At 71.5% G+C, this 16365-nt stretch carries 13 protein-coding genes; 6 read left to right on the forward strand and 7 right to left on the reverse strand.

All coding sequences use genetic code 11. From position 1 onward, the window contains the following. Positions 1–24: 24 nt before the first annotated feature. Entirely contained in the window at positions 25–1386 is a 1362-nt protein-coding gene (locus BLT76_RS06575) for a M50 family metallopeptidase (protein ID WP_090852629.1), read from the reverse strand. Beyond that, positions 1383–2483: a 1-deoxy-D-xylulose-5-phosphate reductoisomerase gene (dxr, locus tag BLT76_RS06580; protein ID WP_090852632.1), complete on the reverse strand. Its 1101-nt coding sequence runs from the start codon at positions 2481–2483 to the stop codon at positions 1383–1385. The genes BLT76_RS06575 and dxr overlap by 4 nt, the downstream gene beginning before the upstream one ends. 29 nt (positions 2484–2512) lie before the next feature. Between dxr and gabT the strand changes: the two genes are divergently transcribed. The 4 genes from gabT (at position 2513) to BLT76_RS06600 (ending at position 7127) form a co-directional block, all read left to right on the forward strand. Further along, complete coding sequence (gabT, locus tag BLT76_RS06585) at positions 2513–3859, forward strand: 4-aminobutyrate--2-oxoglutarate transaminase (protein ID WP_090852635.1); 1347 nt, start codon at positions 2513–2515, stop codon at positions 3857–3859. 45 nt (positions 3860–3904) lie between these two features. After that, positions 3905–5734, forward strand: coding sequence for an N-acyl-D-amino-acid deacylase family protein (locus BLT76_RS06590; RefSeq protein WP_090852638.1), 1830 nt, complete (start codon positions 3905–3907; stop codon positions 5732–5734). Then, complete coding sequence (locus BLT76_RS06595) at positions 5731–6180, forward strand: nuclear transport factor 2 family protein (RefSeq protein WP_090852642.1); 450 nt, start codon at positions 5731–5733, stop codon at positions 6178–6180. Before BLT76_RS06590 ends, BLT76_RS06595 begins: the two co-directional genes overlap by 4 nt. 71 nt (positions 6181–6251) lie before the next feature. Continuing rightward, positions 6252–7127 (forward strand): FlgD immunoglobulin-like domain containing protein, encoded by an 876-nt coding sequence (locus BLT76_RS06600; protein WP_090852649.1) that lies wholly within the window; start codon positions 6252–6254, stop codon positions 7125–7127. Positions 7128–7162: 35 nt separating this feature from the next. Here the strand turns inward: BLT76_RS06600 and recQ are convergent, their stop codons facing one another. Continuing rightward, complete coding sequence (recQ, locus tag BLT76_RS06605; protein ID WP_090852652.1) at positions 7163–8989, reverse strand: DNA helicase RecQ; 1827 nt, start codon at positions 8987–8989, stop codon at positions 7163–7165. A gap of 128 nt (positions 8990–9117) precedes the next feature. Between recQ and BLT76_RS06610 the strand changes: the two genes are divergently transcribed. Beyond that, entirely contained in the window at positions 9118–9768 is a 651-nt protein-coding gene (locus BLT76_RS06610) for a DUF5701 family protein (RefSeq protein WP_211752758.1), read from the forward strand. Positions 9769–9771: 3 nt separating this feature from the next. On the opposite strand, the gene BLT76_RS06615 is transcribed toward BLT76_RS06610, so the two are convergent. After that, entirely contained in the window at positions 9772–10683 is a 912-nt protein-coding gene (locus BLT76_RS06615) for a homocysteine S-methyltransferase family protein (RefSeq protein ID WP_090852657.1), read from the reverse strand. Between the two features lie 137 nt (positions 10684–10820). On the opposite strand from BLT76_RS06615, the gene bglX reads away from it, so the two are divergent. Beyond that, positions 10821–13106, forward strand: coding sequence for a beta-glucosidase BglX (bglX, locus tag BLT76_RS06620; RefSeq protein WP_211752760.1), 2286 nt, complete (start codon positions 10821–10823; stop codon positions 13104–13106). A gap of 12 nt (positions 13107–13118) precedes the next feature. Here bglX and BLT76_RS06625 read toward each other — a convergent pair whose 3' ends face one another. From BLT76_RS06625 to BLT76_RS06635, 3 genes are all read right to left on the reverse strand, one after another. After that, positions 13119–13355 carry a hypothetical protein gene (locus BLT76_RS06625; protein ID WP_090852663.1) on the reverse strand — a complete coding sequence of 79 codons (237 nt, stop codon included), beginning with the start codon at positions 13353–13355 and terminating at the stop codon, positions 13119–13121. Beyond that, positions 13352–14566: a saccharopine dehydrogenase family protein gene (locus BLT76_RS06630; protein WP_090852666.1), complete on the reverse strand. Its 1215-nt coding sequence runs from the start codon at positions 14564–14566 to the stop codon at positions 13352–13354. The genes BLT76_RS06625 and BLT76_RS06630 overlap by 4 nt, the downstream gene beginning before the upstream one ends. 293 nt (positions 14567–14859) lie before the next feature. Continuing rightward, complete coding sequence (locus BLT76_RS06635) at positions 14860–16293, reverse strand: gamma-aminobutyraldehyde dehydrogenase (RefSeq protein ID WP_090852669.1); 1434 nt, start codon at positions 16291–16293, stop codon at positions 14860–14862. Positions 16294–16365 lie beyond the last annotated feature (72 nt).

The following is a 16365-nucleotide window of genomic DNA, read 5'->3' on the forward strand; positions in this document are numbered from 1 at the left end:
AGGCTACCGCCCGCCAGGCGCTTTCTAGCCCTCCAGGTGGAGGGGTACGACGAGGTCGCCGACGATCAGCACGACGCCCATCACCACGAAGCCCATGGCGACGACGTAGGCGATCGGGAGCAGCTTGGCCGCGTCGACGTACCCCGGGTCCGGTCGGCGCCGGAGCCGGGCGAACCCGCGGCGCAGCGCCTCCCAGAGCGCGCTGGCGATGTGGCCGCCGTCGAGCGGGAGGAGGGGGACGAAGTTGAGCATCCCGATGAAGAAGTTGAAGCCGGCGATGAGCATGACCAGGAACACGGCCTTGTCGACGACCGGGAACTCGTCGTGCGACACGGTCTCTCCGGCCAGCCGGCCGCCGCCGACGATGCTCATCGGGCTGTCGGCCGCGCGCTCCTCCAGCCCGACGATCGCCTGCGCGACGTCCCAGACCTTGACCGGCAGGGTGCCGAGCGCCTGGACCGTGTCGACGGTCATCGTGCCCATCTGGTCGAGGGTGAAGAGCACGCCGCCCTTCTCGGTGACCGTGTGCGTCGTCGGGACGACGCCCAGGAACCCGACCTCGGTCAGCGTCTCGTCGGAGTCGGACGTCGGGCGGGCCTCGACGGTGGTGCTGGTGGTGCCGGTCAGCGGCTTCCCGTCGCGCTCGTAGCCGATGGTCGCCGTGCCGCCCTTGTTGTCGCGGATGAGGTCGCGCAACTGTTCCCAGCCGGCGATGGCGGTGCCGTTGAAGGTGGTGATCGTGTCGCCGGGCCGCAGGCCCGCGCCGAGGGCCGGGCTGACCGGGTCGGTCTCCTCGCAGGCGCGGCCGCTCTCGGAGTAGGGGATGACGCACTCGGAGATCGCGTCGACCACGGGCGCTCCGGCGTCGACCTCCGAGGTCTTCACGCCGTAGGTGGAGAAGACGAGGAGGAACAGGAAGAAGGCGATCAGCAGGTTGACGGTGGGCCCGCCGCCCATGACGACGACCTTCTTCCACCACGGCAGCTTGTAGAAGAGACGGTCGGTGTCCTCGGGCTTGACCAGCTCCCACTCGGCCGCGCGGGCGTCGGTGATGAGTTGGGTGAACATGCCGGTGTTGGACTTGCGGACCTTGTGGACCGGGTTGCCGTCCTCGTCGTACGTCACGTCGTCGACGAGGTCCTCCGCCCCTGGGGGCAGCATGCCGACGATCTTGACGTAGCCACCGAGCGGGATGGCCTTCAGGCCGTACTCGGTCTCGCCGACCTGCTTGCTCCACACGGTGGGCCCGAAGCCGATGAAGTACTGCGTCACCTTGCCACCGAAGCGCTTGGCGGGAATGAGGTGGCCGAGCTCGTGGAGCCCGATCGAGACCAGGATGGCGACCACGAAGATCGCCACCCCGAGCAGGTAGAACAGCGCGGTCATGCGGGTCCTTCGATCAGTCGGGTCGCCTCGGCGCGGGCCCAGGCGTCGGCGGCGAGGATGTCGTCGATCGCCACGCTCGAGGGTACGTCGTGGCGACTGAGAACAGCCTGAATCGTCGCCACGATGTCGACGAACGCGAGCGCACCCCGCCGGAAGGCGTCGACGCAGACCTCGTTGGCGGCGTTGTAGACCGCCGGAGCGGTGCTGCCGGTCTCCCCCGCCGCGCGGGCCAACGCGACCGCCGGGAAGGCCTCGTCATCGAGCGGCAGGAACTCCCAGGTCTCGGGCCGGGTCCAGTCGACCGGCGGCGCCGCGTCCGGCACCCGGTCGGGCCAGGCCAGACCGAGGGCGATCGGGATGAGCATGGTCGGCGGGCTGGCCTGCACCAGCGTCGAGCCGTCGACGAACTCGACCATCGAGTGGACGACGCTCGTCGGGTGCACGACCACCTCGATCCGGTCGAAGGGGATGTCGAAGAGCAGGTGCGCCTCGATCACCTCCAGGCCCTTGTTGACCAGGGTCGCGGAGTTGATGGTGATCACCGGGCCCATGTCCCAGGTCGGGTGGTTCATCGCCTCCTCCGGCGTCACGTCGGCGAGCTGCTCCCGCGTCCGACCGCGGAACGGGCCGCCGCTCGCGGTCAGCACCAGGCGTCGTACCTCCTGCGGCGTGCCGCCGCGCAGGCACTGGGCCAGGGCGGAGTGCTCGGAGTCGACCGGGACGATCTGGCCGGGCTTCGCGCGCTCGAGCACCAGCGGGCCGCCCATGATCAGCGACTCCTTGTTGGCCAGGGCCAAGGTGGTGCCGGCGTCCAGCGCGGCCAGCGTCGGACGCAGGCCGACGGCCCCGGTGATGCCGTTGAGGACCACGTCGCAGGGCCGCCCGGCCGCCTCGACCGACGCGTCCTCCCCCAGCCCGGCGAAGGCCGGCGCGAACTCCTTGACCTGCTGCTCGAACAGGTCCGGGTTCGAGCCGCCGGCGGTCAGCCCGACGACCCGGAAGCGGTCCGGGTTGCGACGGACCAGGTCGAGGGCCTGGGTGCCGATGGAGCCGGTCGAGCCGAGGACCACGATGTCGCGAGATGTCACGTGCGCCATCGTCCCAGGTCGGCTCTACAGTCATCCCCATGACCTCGATCCCCGCCATGGGCGGCCCCTCGCTCCCGCAGGAGCGACGCCTCGTCACCGCCATCCCCGGTCCCGGCTCGCTCGAGCGGCTGGACCGCAAGAAGGCGTACGTCGCCGACGGCGTCGGCACGATGCTTCCGGTGTTCGTGGTGGCCGCGGGCGGCGGCATCATCCTCGACGTCGACGGCAACGCCCTGATCGACCTGGGCTCCGGCATCGCCGTGACGACGGTCGGCAACAGCGCCCCCGCAGTGACCCGGCGGGTCACCGACCAGGTGGCGGCGTTCACCCACACCTGCTTCATGATCACGCCGTACGACGGCTACGTCGACGTGTGCGAGCAGCTCGCGGAGCTGACCCCCGGCGACCACGCGAAGAAGAGCGCGCTCTTCAACTCCGGCGCCGAGGCCGTCGAGAACGCGGTCAAGATCGCCCGCGCCGCGACCGGCAAGGACGCGGTGGTGGTCTTCGACCACGCCTACCACGGCCGGACCAACCTCACGATGGCCATGACGGCCAAGAACATGCCCTACAAGCACGGCTTCGGGCCGTTCGCGGGCGAGGTCTACCGCGCCCCGATGTCGTACCCGTTCCGCGACGGCCAGTCCGGCGAGGAGGCCGCGGCCCGCGCGATCGACGTCATCGACAAGCAGGTCGGCGCCACCAACCTGGCCTGCGTCGTGATCGAGCCGATCCAGGGCGAGGGCGGCTTCATCGTGCCCGCGCCGGGCTTCCTGCCGGCGATCGCGGCCTGGTGCGCGAGCAACGATGTCGTCTTCGTGGCCGACGAGATCCAGTCCGGCTTCTGCCGCACCGGCGACTGGTTCGCCAGCGACGACGAGGGCGTCGTCCCCGACCTGGTGACCACCGCCAAGGGCATCGCCGGTGGCCTGCCGCTGGCCGCGGTGACCGGCCGCGCCGACCTGATGGACGCGGTGCACGGCGGCGGACTCGGCGGCACGTACGGCGGCAACCCCGTCGCCTGCGCCGCCGGCCTGGGCGCGATCGAGGAGATGAAGGAGCACGACCTCGCCGGTCGGGCGCGGGCCGTGGGCGAGCGGATGCGCTCGCGGCTGGCGGCGCTGCAGGCCGAGCACCCGGTCATCGGCGACGTCCGAGGCCGCGGCGCGATGATGGCGATCGAGCTGTGCACGCCCGGCACGACCGAGCCGGACGCAGCTCGCGCGGCGGCGGTGTCGTCGTACTGCCACTCGCAGGGGGTCGTGACCCTGACCTGCGGCACCTGGGGCAACGTCTTCCGCTTCCTGCCGCCGCTCTCGATCTCCGACGAGCTCCTCGACGAGGCCTTCGACGTGGTCGCGGAGGCGTTCGCGGCGACCGTTTGACGGGAACCGCTTGACGCGCGTCAACTACGGGAGTTCCATGCCCGTGTGACCTACGACACGATCATCCGGGACGGGCGCTTCTTCGATGGGAGCGGCGGGCCCTCCGCCGTCCGGCACGTCGGGATCCGCGACGGCAAGGTCGCCGGGATCTCCGCCGAGCCACTCGACGAGACCGGCTGCGGGGACGTCGTCGAGGCGGCCGGGCAGTGGGTGCTGCCGGGCATGGTCGACATCCACACGCACTACGACGTGGAGGTCCTCAACGGACCCGACCTGACCGAGTCGCTGCGCCACGGCGTCACCACGATCCTGCTCGGCTCGTGCTCGCTGTCGACCGTCCACGTGGGCGGGGTCGACGCCGGCGACCTGTTCGGCCGGGTCGAGGCCATCCCGCGCCAGCACGTCATCCGCGCGGTCGACGACCACCAGACCTGGCGCACCGCCAGCGAGTACGTCACCGCGCTCGAGGACCGCCCGCTCGGCCCCAACCTCGCGTCGTTCATCGGCCACTCCGACATGCGCACGGCGACCATGGGCCTGGACCGGGCCACCCGCAAGGAGGTGAAGCCCACCCGCGCCGAGCAGGCCCGGATGGAGCGGATGCTCGTCGACGCGCTCGACGCCGGCTTCGTCGGCATGTCGGCCCAGCAGCTGCTCTTCGACAAGCTCGACGGCGACCTGTGCCGCTCGCGCACCCTGCCGTCGACGTACGCCGGCGGCAAGGAGATGCGCGGGCTGCGCAAGATCCTGCGCCGGCGCGGCCGGGCCCTGCAGGCCGGACCCGACGTCGGGCGCCCGCAGACCGTCGTGACGCAGGCCTTCGGCTCGCTCGGACTGTTCGGCAAGCCGCTGAAGACCAGCCTGCTGTCGGCCGCCGACATCAAGGCGATCCCGTTCGTCATCTACCTGCTCCGCGGCCTGGCCGGGGTCGTCAACCGGCTCGGCGGCGACTTCCGCTGGCAGCACCTCCCGGTCCCGTTCGAGGTGTACGCCGACGGCATCGACCTGGTGATCTTCGAGGAGTTCGGCGCGGGCGCGCAGGCCCTGCACCTGCAGGAGAAGCTGGCCCGCGACACGCTGATGCGCGACCCGTCGTACCGGGCGCGGTTCCGCAAGGACTACGAGAGCAAGTACGGCCCGCGGGTCTGGCACCGCGACTTCTTCGACGCCCAGGTCGTCGCCTGCCCCGACGAGTCCGTGGTCGGCAAGTCCTTCGGGCAGGTCGGCCTGGAGCGCGGCGGCGCGCACCCGGTCGACGCCTTCCTCGACCTGGTGCTGGAGCACGGCACCGCGATGCGCTGGCGCACCACCATCTCCAACCACCGCCCCGAGATCCTGAAGAAGATCGCCCGCGAGCCCGGCGTCCAGATGGGCTTCTCCGACGCCGGCGCCCACCTGCGCAACATGGCCTTCTACAACTTCGGGCTGCGGCTGCTGAAGCACGTGCACGACGCCGAGCAGGCCGGCCAGCCGTTCATGACCATGGAGCACGCCGTGCACCGGCTGACCGGCGAGCTCGCCGACTGGTACGACCTCGACGCCGGCCACCTGCGCCTCGGCGACCGCGCCGACCTCTTCGTCCTCGACCCGGCGCGGCTCGACTCGTCGCTCGACGAGTACGCCGAGGCCCCCGTCGAGCAGTACGACGGCCTCTCGCGGATGGTCAACCGCAACGACGCGACCGTGCCGCTGGTGATGGTCGGTGGCCGGACGGTCTGGCGCGCCGGGCGGGCGTCGTCGCTGCTCGGCCGCGAGCGGACCGGACGGTTCCTGCGGGCCGGCGAGCAGTCGCGCGAGCCGCTGACCGCGCCCCGTCGTACCTCGTCGCCGGCGGCGGCGCCCTCGGTGCCCTCGGTGCCCGAGGTCGCCTCGTGACCCGTACGCCCGAGGAGGCGGTGCGGGGACTGTGGCGGACGCTGTCCGCGCGCGACTACGACGGCATCGCCGACTGGGTCACCGACAACTGCCTCTACATGGACATGCCGCTCGGCCCCTCCCTCTCCGCGCGGGGACCCGTCGACATCGCCAAGCGGCTGCAGGTCGGCTGGGGCGGGCTGGCGGCGTACGAGAACCACGACGGGGTGCTCGTCGCCTCCGGTGACGACGTGATGTACGAGCACTCGGAGACCTGGACGTTCCCCTCGGGCGAGGTGGTTACCCTCCCCTTCGCCACCGTGCACCGGGTGCGGGACGGGAAGGTGTCGCTGTGGAAGGACTACTGGGACTACGGCGCGATCATGAACAACGCGCCCGCGTCCTGGGTGGAGTCGCTCGCCACCGCCGACACCAGCTGGGTCTACGACGCGACGGCTGACCTCTGATCCGCCTGCCCCCCGATCCCACCCGGGGTATCGTCGGCGACCCGCGTCCCCGAGAGAGACCAGAGACAGCCATGACTGACCCCCGCGTCCACCTGCGCCTCGCGCGCGGCAAGCGGCGCGCCGCAAAGGTCCTGGCCCTCGCGCTGGCCACGGTCGTGACGGCGAGCGTGCTCGGGGCGACCGGCGCCTCTGCCCACAATGACGGGATCGCCGGACGCTCCCAGGGCGGTACCGCCGACAAGGGCGACGAGCAGGACGGGTCCTGGATCCAGCCGACCGAGCAGGTCTTCTTCCCCCATGTCCGGGACGGCTTCAAGGACTTCGCGGTGTTCAACATCTACGCCAGCCAGTACGAGAACGGCACTGCGGACATCACCGATGAGAACGGCGACGTCGTCCGCTCCCTGCGCTTCGGTGACGCGCCCCGGGGTTCGAACGCAAGCTCGCAGGCCCGCTGGGACGGAGGGGACGAGACAGGACGGATCGCGGGCGTCGGCACCTACCAGGCGCACATCGCGGCCGACCTGGGTATGTGGGTCGACGGGGAGTACGTCGTGACCACCGTCAGGGAGACTGTCCAGGTACGCATCGCGTCCGGGATCCGCAACCGCGCCTTCACGATCACCCGCGCCGCCGCGAGGACGTCTCGCCGGACGAGTGGCGAGGGATGCCGGACCCGGAAGATCGACCGGGACCTGGCGCTGAAGTGCCGGAGGGGCACGTTCGCGTCGGCGTCGTGGCGGGTGCGGCTGCCGAGCCGTGCCACGAAGGTGCGCTGGGACCTGGTCCGCGACTCCGCGAGCCGCCGCGGCGGACCGGGGCGCCGCATGGAGACGGCGGCCCGGAAGAACCGACGCCTGCTGGTCGTGACCGCCACCGTCACCCGCTCGCGCCACCAGCGCTACGACGCCGTCGTCGTCCGCTACCACCGCCGGGTGCGCGTCTGAGCCCGGATCCAGGCTGAGCGAGCGGGGAGAGCCCGTCAGGCGCCGGTGATCCCCAGCAGCGCGTCGCCGTACTTCTCGAGCTTGGCGGCGCCGAGCCCGGAGACTCCGGCCAGCTGCTCCCGGCTCGTGGGCCGTACCGCGGCGATCTGGCGCAGCGTCGCGTCGTGGAAGACGACGTACGCCGGGAGGCCGGCCTCCTTCGCCGTCGCCGCCCGCCAGGCGCGGAGCTCCTCGAAGAGCGCCTCCCCCGCGGCGTCCAGCGGGACGTCGTCGGCCTTGGCCTTCCGGCCGGAGGCCGAGGAGCGACGGGTGGCGGAGGGCTTCACCTCGTGGCGCAGCCGGACCTGCCGCTCGCCCCGGAGCACGGCCGAGGACTCCTCGGTGAGCTCGAGCGTGCCGTAGCCGTCGTCGCCGACGGTCAGCAGCCGCTGCGCGAGGAGCTGGCGTACGACGCCGCGCCACTGCCGCTCGTCGAGCTCGGTGCCGATGCCGTAGACGCTGAGCGAGGTGTGGTCGAGCGACACGATGCGGTCGTTGGTCCGGCCGAGCAGGATGTCCACGACGTGGCCGGCGCCGTACCGCTGGCGGCGCTGGGCGAGGCGGACGATCGCGGACAGGAACTTCTGGGCGGCGACCGTGCCGTCCCAGGTCTCCGGCGGGGCCGTGCACGTGTCGCAGTTGCCGCAGGCCGGGCCCGCGGGCTGGCCGAAGTAGGCCAGCAGCTGGCCGCGGCGGCACTCGACGGTCTCGCAGAGGGCGAGCATCGCGTCGAGGTTCGCACCGAGGCGGCGCTTGTGGGCGGCGTCGCCCTCGGAGGTCTGCACCATCTTGCGCTGCTGGACGACGTCCTGGAGTCCGTAGGCCAGCCAGGCCGTGGCCGGGTTGCCGTCGCGGCCCGCACGGCCGGTCTCCTGGTAGTAGCCCTCGACCGACTTCGGCAGGTCGAGGTGGGCGACGAAGCGGACGTCGGGCTTGTCGATGCCCATCCCGAACGCGATGGTCGCGGTGATGACCAGGCCGGGCTCGCGCAGGAAGCGGGACTGGTGCTCGGCGCGCTGCCGGGCGTCCAGGCCGGCGTGGTACGGCAGCGCGGGGATGTTGTTGCGGGACAGGAAGGTCGCCGTCTCCTCGACCGAGCGCCGCGACAGGCAGTAGACGATGCCCGAGTCGCCCGCGTGCTCGGTGCGCAGCAGGTCGAGGAGCTGCTGGCGGGGGTTGTCCTTCGCGACGATCCGGTACTCGATGTTGGGACGGTCGAACGACGACACGAACACCCGGGCGTCGTCCAGACCGAGCCGGGTGACGATGTCGGCCCGGGTCGCCTCGGTCGCCGTCGCGGTCAGCGCGATCCGGGGTACGGCGGGCCACCGCTCCCCGAGCACGGCGAGCGCCAGGTAGTCGGGCCGGAAGTCGTGGCCCCACGACGAGACGCAGTGGGCCTCGTCGATGGCGAACAGCGCGATCTCGCCGCGGTCGAGCAGCGCGAGGGTGGAGGGTGCCGAGAGCCGCTCCGGGGCGAGGTACAGCAGGTCGAGCTCGCCGGCGACGTACGCCGCCTCGACCGCGCGCCGCTCCTCGGAGGACTGGGTCGAGTTGAGGAAGGCGGCCCGGACGCCGAGCGCGCCGAGGGCGTCGACCTGGTCCTGCATCAGGGCGATCAGCGGGGAGATGACGACGCCGGTGCCGGGCCGGACCAGCGACGGGACCTGGTAGCACAGCGACTTGCCCCCGCCGGTGGGCATCAGCACCAGGGCGTCGCCGCCGCTGACGACGGTGTCGATGATCTGGGCCTGGTCTCCGCGGAAGGCGTCGTACCCGAAGACCCGGGAGAGGACCTCGGTCGGGGCGTGCGTCGTCGTCATCGCTGCCTATCGTGACGCCTCGGCCCAGCCGGGGGCGAGCCGCCGTCCACAGCGCCGCGGGGAACCAACGTCGCCGGCGGGTCGTTGGGCCCACGCGCCCTGCTCACGACATCCCTGGAGGACAGCCCTTGTCGGCACCCACCGCTCTCCCGCCGCTCCCCGACCAGGCCGAACGGCTCATCGCGCTCGGGCTCGCCGAGCGGGCGGACCTCACCGCCGAGGAGGTACGACGGGCTGCGCGGACCGACGTCCCCGGCGCGCTCCTCGTCGTCCACCCGGACCGGCTGCCCGCGAGCGCGCTGGCGCCGTACCTCCGGCACCGGGAGAAGCCGGGCTTCGTGGTGACCGACCTGGGCGACGTGGACGAGTTCCGGCCGATCCCGGAGGCGGCGGTCCCGGACTCCGCCCTCTACCTCGTGACGGACCTCGACCGCGGCGACCACCTCGCCAACTGGAGCCCCGACGAGGCGCTCCCCGACGTCGTGGCCGCCGGTCGTACCCCGCTCACCCTCGTCGAGGGCCTGCACTGGCTGCTGCAGCAGCCCGAGGTCCTGGAGCGGAACCACTGCTTCATGACGATCGGCTCGCGGCTGTGCAAGGCGGACGGGAGGCTCGACGCCCGCACGCCCGCCATCTGGATCAGCAACGGCACCGGCCGCGACGGCGCCACGAACCGGCACGCGCCCAAGGTCGGGTGGTGCTGGGCCGGCAACCGGCACACCTGGCTCGGCTTCGCCTCCGGTGCCCGGCGGCTCGATCCCGTCGGCCTCCCGCGGTAGCCCTCACGTCGGGGACGGGACGCCCCAGAGCGCCGCCACGTGCCGGCGGTCGGTGCCGCAGCAGCCGCCCAGCACGGCGATCGACGGGACCGCGTCCCGGACGGCGCGGGTCGACCCGGTCAGCAGGTCCAGGTCGCCGGGGTCGAGGGTCTCCATTGCGTCCAGCTCGGCGTGCGACAGGGTCGAGGCGTTCGGACGGAACCACGTCAGCCGTTCCTGCCAGGCGCCCCCGTCGAGCGCCGGGACGACGTGCGCGGGGTGGGCGCAGTTGACGCCGTACCAGTCGGCCGGGGCCTCGTCCTCGACCCGGGCGAGGGTGCCGGAGACCGTGGTCCCGTCCGGCAGTCGACCGTCGGTCTCGACGGTGAACGAGACCGCCACCGGCAGACCCGCGGACCGGGCGGCCCGCACCACGCCCACCGCCTCGGCCGCACCGGTCAGGGTCATGGCGTGCACCAGGTCGGCACCGGCCGCGGCGAACGACTCGGCCTCGGGACGGTGGTAGGTCGCGGCGGCGTGCGCGTCGGTCCCGCCGGCCAGGTAGCCGTCGCCGCGGGGCCCGACGCTGCCGCTCACCAGCGCCCGGTCGGCGCCGGCCTCCTCCACCACCCGACGGAGCAGGGCGACCGAGGCGCGGTTGACCCGGTCGAGCGCCGGGGCGTCGTAGCCGAGGGCGCGGCCCCAGTCATGGTTGGCCCGCCAGGTCGGCGTCTCGAGCAGGAGTCCGACGGCGGCGGCAGCCGCGATCGCGGCGTACTCCGCGTAGTAGCCGGCCAGGACGGCCGCTCCTTCGGACTCCTCGACGAGCGGGAAGGCCGCGAACTCCGGCAGGTCGACGCCGCGGTTGAAGATCAGGTCGGTCTCCAGGCCACCGTCGGTGACCCAGGTCGATGCCCCCAGCAGGTCGGCGCCCATGTTCGCTCTCCTTCGTGCCGGTCGCCGACGCAGGTGGGCGATGCGCCGAGCCCCGGCGATGTGATAGAGGTCACACTAAGGCTCCTCGGCGCTCGTGTCGTCGGAGCGAACGGCTCGGGCAGTTCGAGGAGGCAGACGTGAAGAGGATCTGGAGTGCGGCCGTGGTCGCCGGGGTGCTGGCGGCAGGGTGCCTGACCGCCGGGACGGTGCTGGCGAACGACGGCGGGTCGTCGTCCGACGAACGGGCGCTCGCCCCGACGCGTGGCGCCCCCAGCCGATCGATCGAGCGGCGGATCGACCGGCTGCTGGCGCGGATGACGACCGAGGAGAAGCTGCAGCAGGTGCAGCTGCTCTCCGACGGCCAGATCACCGACGCGGACGCCGCGGCGGGGGTCGGGGGCGTGTTCAGCCTGACCGACCCGGCGAAGATCGACCACTTCCAGCGGATCGCCATGACCCGCTCACGCCTGAAGATCCCCATCCTGTTCGCCTACGACACGATCCACGGCTACCGGACGATCTTCCCGGTCCCCCTCGGCGCCGCCAGCTCCTTCGACCCCGAGGTGGCCCGGGCCGACGCCCGGATCGGGGCCCGCGAGTCGACGACGGTCGGCATCAAGCAGATCTACAGCCCGATGGTCGACGTCTCCCACGAACCCCGCTGGGGCCGGATCGTCGAGGGCAACGGCGAGGACCCCTACCTCGGCTCGGTGTTCGCCGCGGCCCGGGTCAAGGGGGCGCAGGGCGACGACTACAGCAAGCCCGACCGGGCCATCACCAGCGTCAAGCACTTCGTCGCGTACGGCGACCCCGAGGGCGGCCGTGACTACGGCACCACCGATCTGTCGGAGCAGCTGCTGCGCAACCTCTACCTGCCGCCGTTCAAGGCCGCGGTCGAGGCCGGCGCCGACACCGTGATGTGCTCCTTCAACGCCCTCAACGGCGTCCCCGGCTGTGCCAACCACTACACCGAGACCGAGATCCTGAAGAAGGAGTGGGGCTTCGACGGTTTCATCGAGAGCGACTACACCGCGGTCACCGAGACGATCAACCACGGCACCGCCGCCGACGACGCCGACGCGGGCGCCCAGGCCCTGATGGCCGGCACCGACTCGGAGATGGTCAGCACCACGATCCGCGACCACGGCGAGGAGCTGCTCGCGGACGGCCGGATCTCCGAGCGGCGCCTCGATGACGCCGTACGCCGCATCCTGCGCGTGAAGTTCCGCGCCGGCCTCTTCGAGCGCCCGTACGTCGACCAGGCCAAGGCGGTCGATCCGGCCAGCTTCCTCACGGCCGCCGACCGCCGGGCGGCGCGCACCGCCGCCGCGCGCTCGATGGTGCTGCTGCAGAACGAGGGGCAGACCCTCCCCCTCGACCCGACGAAGGACACCGCGGTGATCGGGCCGCTCGCCGACAGCCAGCACGACATGCTCGGCACCTGGTCGGGCAAGGGCGAGGACGCCGACGCGGTGAGCGTGCTGACCGGGATCACCGACGGGTCGTCGGGGACGACGACGTACGCCCAGGGCTGCGCGCTGAGCAACGACGAGCCGCCGGCGTACGACCCGGCCGACGACTGCCCGACCGACGCCGGCTTCGCCGCGGCGGTGGCCGCCGCGAGCGCCGCCGACCAGGTCGTGCTGGCGGTCGGCGAGACCAAGGAGATGAGCGGTGAGGCGGCGACCCGGTCGACGCTCGACCTGCCCGGACGCCAGCAGGAGCTGATTGACGCGATCGCGGCGACCGGCAAGCCGTTCGTGGTCGTGCTCTTCAACGGTCGCCCGCTGACCCTCACCGACGTGGTGGACAGCGCGCCGGCCGTGCTCGAGGCCTGGTTCCCGGGCGTGGAGGCCGGCCACGCGGTCGCCGACGTCGTCTTCGGGAAGGTGAACCCCGGCGGCAAGCTCCCGGTGACCTTCCCGCAGCGTCTCGGGCAGGTGCCGATCTACTACAACCACGAGCCCACCGGTCGCCCGTGCGACGTCACCCAGAAGTACAACTCGCGCTACCGCGACCTGCGCTCCTGCGACCCGCTCTTCGCGTTCGGCCACGGCCTGAGCTACACGACGTTCGACGTCACCGACCTCCGGCTGAGCCGGTCCACGGTCTCCCGCAAGGGCCGCGTCGTCGCCTCGATGAAGGTCACCAACACCGGCGACGTCGCCGGGGACGAGGTCGCGCAGCTCTACCTCCGCGACCCGGTCGCGAGCATCTCCCAGCCGGTCCGCCGCCTGCGCGGCTTCGAGCGGGTGACGCTGAGGCCCGGCGCATCGACCACGGTGCGGTTCACCCTGGATGCGAGCGACTTCGGGTTCTACGACAACCGCGGGAAGTTCGTGGTCGAGCCCGGGGAGATCCAGGTCTTCGCGGGCAGCGACTCGACGGCGCGCCTCACCCGGTCCTTCCGGGTGACCCGGTGAGGCCGCCTCCGGTCAGCGCCGCGCGGACCTGCGCTGGGCGACGACGAGCCCGACCACCAGCAGCACAGCGGCGATCTTCGCGAGCGGCGCCACCGCGTCCGAGCACGGCACCTGCTGGCCGAAGGTGTTGAAGCAGATGCCCTGGTAGGAGTGCAGCTCGGAGCGGATCGCGATCAGGTGGTGAACGGCGAGGTAGGCGCCGAGCACCAGCAGCACGCCGGCCAGGTCGCCGACGGCCCGTCGCCTCATGCGTCCAGCTCCTGCTGGCCCCACGGGCTGCCGTACTCGGTCAGCAGGTCGAGGAACGGGACGGCGTCGAAGGCCTCCGGGCCGAGCACGCCGGCTCCGCTCCAGGTGCCGCGGGCGAGCAGCTCGAGCGCCACGACCGGGTTGATGGCGGTCTGCCAGACCACGCACTGGTGGCCGTACTCCTGCATCGTCCACTCGTTGTCGACCACGTGGTAGAGGTACGTCGACCGAGGCGCGCCGTCCTTGCCCTTCCCCGTCACCCACAGGCCCGCGCACGTCTTCCCCGTCATCCGCGGGCCGACCGTGGCGGGGTCGGGCAGCACCGCGGCGACCACGTCGCGCGGGCTGACCTCGACGCCCTTGACCCGCACCTTCTCGGTGCTGTCGAGGCCGAGGGTGTGCAGCACCTTCAAGATGTTGATGAACTCGTCGCCGAGGCCGTACTTGAAGGTCGCCCGCTTGCAGTCGACCCAGCGCGGCATCAGGAGCACCTCCTCGTGCTCGACGTTGACGCACTCGACCGGCCCGATGCCCTCGGGGAAGTCGAAGACCTCGGGCTCGCTGAACGGCGCCGTCGTGTGCCACGCGCCGTCCTGCCAGACCACCGGCGGGTTCAGGCACTCCTCGATCGTGGTCCACATCGAGAACGACGGCGCGAAGATCTCGTGGCCGTCGTCGTCGGTGACCACCAGGTTGGCGCCGTCGCGGGTGCCGAGCTCGTCGATCTCGCTGAACAGGTGGTCGGCGGCGTACCGCGCGAAGACGTCGGAGAGGCCCGGCTCGACGCCGATGCCGACCAGCGCGAGCCTGCCGGCGTCCTGCCAGTCCTGCTCCACGGCGAACTGCTCGTCGCCGAGCTTCACCCCCGTCTTCTCGTACGGCGCCTCCGGGTGCGGCCTCGACAGCGACATGGCCATGTCGAGGTAGTCGGCGCCCGCGGCGAACGCGCCCTCGAAGATGCTCATGTTGAAGACGGGGTCGACCGCGTTCATCACGTGGGTGATCGCGTGCTCGCGCACCAGCGCGGCCACGGACTCGGCGCTGCTCGCGTCGACCTGCGCGGCGGCGTACCGCTCGTCGGTGGCGGCGGCCCGCTCGGCCTTCGCCGCGTCGTAGTCGGCGATCACGATGGTCTCGAAGAAGTCGCGACGGGCGGCGATCGCAGTGAACGCGCCGCCCACGCCGCCGGCTCCGATCAGGAGGATTCTCATGTCATCTCTCTCTGCAGGGGGTCTCGATACGCTCGCTGGCGCTCGCTACTCGACCAACGAACGACGGCTCGTCGGCGCTCGCTACTCGACCAACGAACGACCGCCCGCCGGCGCTCGCTACTCGACCAACGAACGACCGCCCGCCGGCGCTCGCTACTCGACCAACGAACGACCGCCCGCCGGCGCTCGCTACTCGACCAACGAACGACCGCCCGCCGGCGCTCGCTACTCGACCAACGAACGACGGCTCGTCGGTCGAGTAGCCGCCGAGGAACGAGGTGGCGTATCGAGACCTACTCACCGATGTAGCTCATGACGTGCTTGATCCGGGTGTAGTCCTCCATGCCGTACATCGAGAGATCCTTGCCGTAGCCGGAGTGCTTGAACCCGCCGTGCGGCATCTCCGAGACGAACGGGATGTGGGTGTTGATCCACACCGCGCCGAAGTCGAGCTTGCGCGACATCCGCAGGGCCCGGGCGTGGTCCTTGGTCCAGACGCTGGAGGACAGGCCGTAGTCGACGCCGTTGGCCCAGGTCAGCGCCTGCGCCTCGTCGGTGAACGACTGGACGGTCATGACCGGGCCGAAGATCTCGGTCTGCACCTGCTCGTCGTCCTGGCGCAGCCCGGAGAGGACGGTCGGCTCGTAGAAGTAGCCGCGGTCGAACTTGCGGGCGCCGCCGGTCTGGATCGTCGCGTGGTCGGGCAGGCGGTCGACCATGCCGGTGACGTGGGCGAGCTGGTTCGCGTTGTTGAGCGGACCGAAGTACGTCGACTCGTCGTCCGGCAGGCCGGTCGGCATCCCCTTCGCCGCCTCGGCCAGCGCCGCGACGAACTCGTCGTGAATGCCGGCCTGGACCAGGACCCGGGTGGCGGCGGTGCAGTCCTGGCCGGCGTTGAACAGCCCGGCTCCCGCGATGCCCTCCGCCGCGGACGCGATGTCGGCGTCGTCGAAGACCACGACCGGGGCCTTGCCGCCGAGCTCGAGGTGGACCTTCTTCAGGTCGTGGGAGGCGGCCTCGGCGACCTGCATGCCGGCCCGGACCGAGCCGGTGATGGCCACCATCTGCGGCGTCTTGTGGGCGACCAGCGCGCGGCCGGTGCCGCGGTCGCCGCAGACCACGTTGAGGACGCCCGGCGGCAGGAACTCCTGGCACAGCTCGGCCAGCAGGGTCGAGCTCGCGGGCGTGGTGTCGCTGGGCTTCAGCACGATCGTGTTGCCGGCCGCCAGCGCGGGCGCGATCTTCCAGATCATCATCAGCAGCGGGTAGTTCCAGGGCGTCACCTGTCCGACCACGCCGACCGGCTCGCGTCGTACCCAGGAGGTGTGGTCCGTCATGTACTCGCCCGCCGACTTGCCCTCGAGCAGCCGGGCCGCACCCGCGAAGAACTTGAAGTGGTCCGAGGCGTAGCCCATCTCCTCGTCCAGGGTGATCTGTATCGGCTTGCCGGTGTCACGGCACTCGACCGCGTTGATCTCGTCGATCCGCTCCTCGATGGCGCCCGCGATCTTGAGCAGCGCGTTGGAGCGGTCCTGGGGCGTGGCGTAGGCCCAGCCGTCGAAGGCCGCGTCGGCGGCGGCGTAGGCCCGGTCGACATCCTCGTCGCCGGACAGCGGCGCGTGCGCGTACACCTCCCCCGTGGTCGGATCGATCACCTCGTAGGTCTCGCCCGAGGCGGAGTCGACGAGCTCACCGTTGACGACGTTCTGGAAGGTCTGGTCTGCCATGCCCGGAGCCTAGTGAGGCCACAACGAAATCTGTAGCCTCAACGTGTTACATCTGACGGATTTCGTTGAAAA

The organism is Nocardioides lianchengensis (assembly GCF_900101465.1).
GTDB classification, from domain to species: Bacteria; Actinomycetota; Actinomycetes; order Propionibacteriales; family Nocardioidaceae; genus Nocardioides; species Nocardioides lianchengensis.

Bases quoted from the DNA above. Each gene is read 5' to 3' on its own strand.
- BLT76_RS06575 (WP_090852629.1), bottom strand. From the start codon at position 1,386: ATGACCGCGCTGTTCTACCTGCTCGGGGTGGCGATCTTCGTGGTCGCC.
- dxr (WP_090852632.1), bottom strand. From the start codon at position 2,483: ATGGCGCACGTGACATCTCGCGACATCGTGGTCCTCGGCTCGACCGGC.
- gabT (WP_090852635.1), top strand. From the start codon at position 2,513: ATGACCTCGATCCCCGCCATGGGCGGCCCCTCGCTCCCGCAGGAGCGA.
- BLT76_RS06600 (WP_090852649.1), top strand. From the start codon at position 6,252: ATGACTGACCCCCGCGTCCACCTGCGCCTCGCGCGCGGCAAGCGGCGC.
- recQ (WP_090852652.1), bottom strand. From the start codon at position 8,989: ATGACGACGACGCACGCCCCGACCGAGGTCCTCTCCCGGGTCTTCGGG.
- BLT76_RS06615 (WP_090852657.1), bottom strand. From the start codon at position 10,683: ATGGGCGCCGACCTGCTGGGGGCATCGACCTGGGTCACCGACGGTGGC.
- BLT76_RS06625 (WP_090852663.1), bottom strand. From the start codon at position 13,355: ATGAGGCGACGGGCCGTCGGCGACCTGGCCGGCGTGCTGCTGGTGCTC.
- BLT76_RS06630 (WP_090852666.1), bottom strand. From the start codon at position 14,566: ATGAGAATCCTCCTGATCGGAGCCGGCGGCGTGGGCGGCGCGTTCACT.
- BLT76_RS06635 (WP_090852669.1), bottom strand. From the start codon at position 16,293: ATGGCAGACCAGACCTTCCAGAACGTCGTCAACGGTGAGCTCGTCGAC.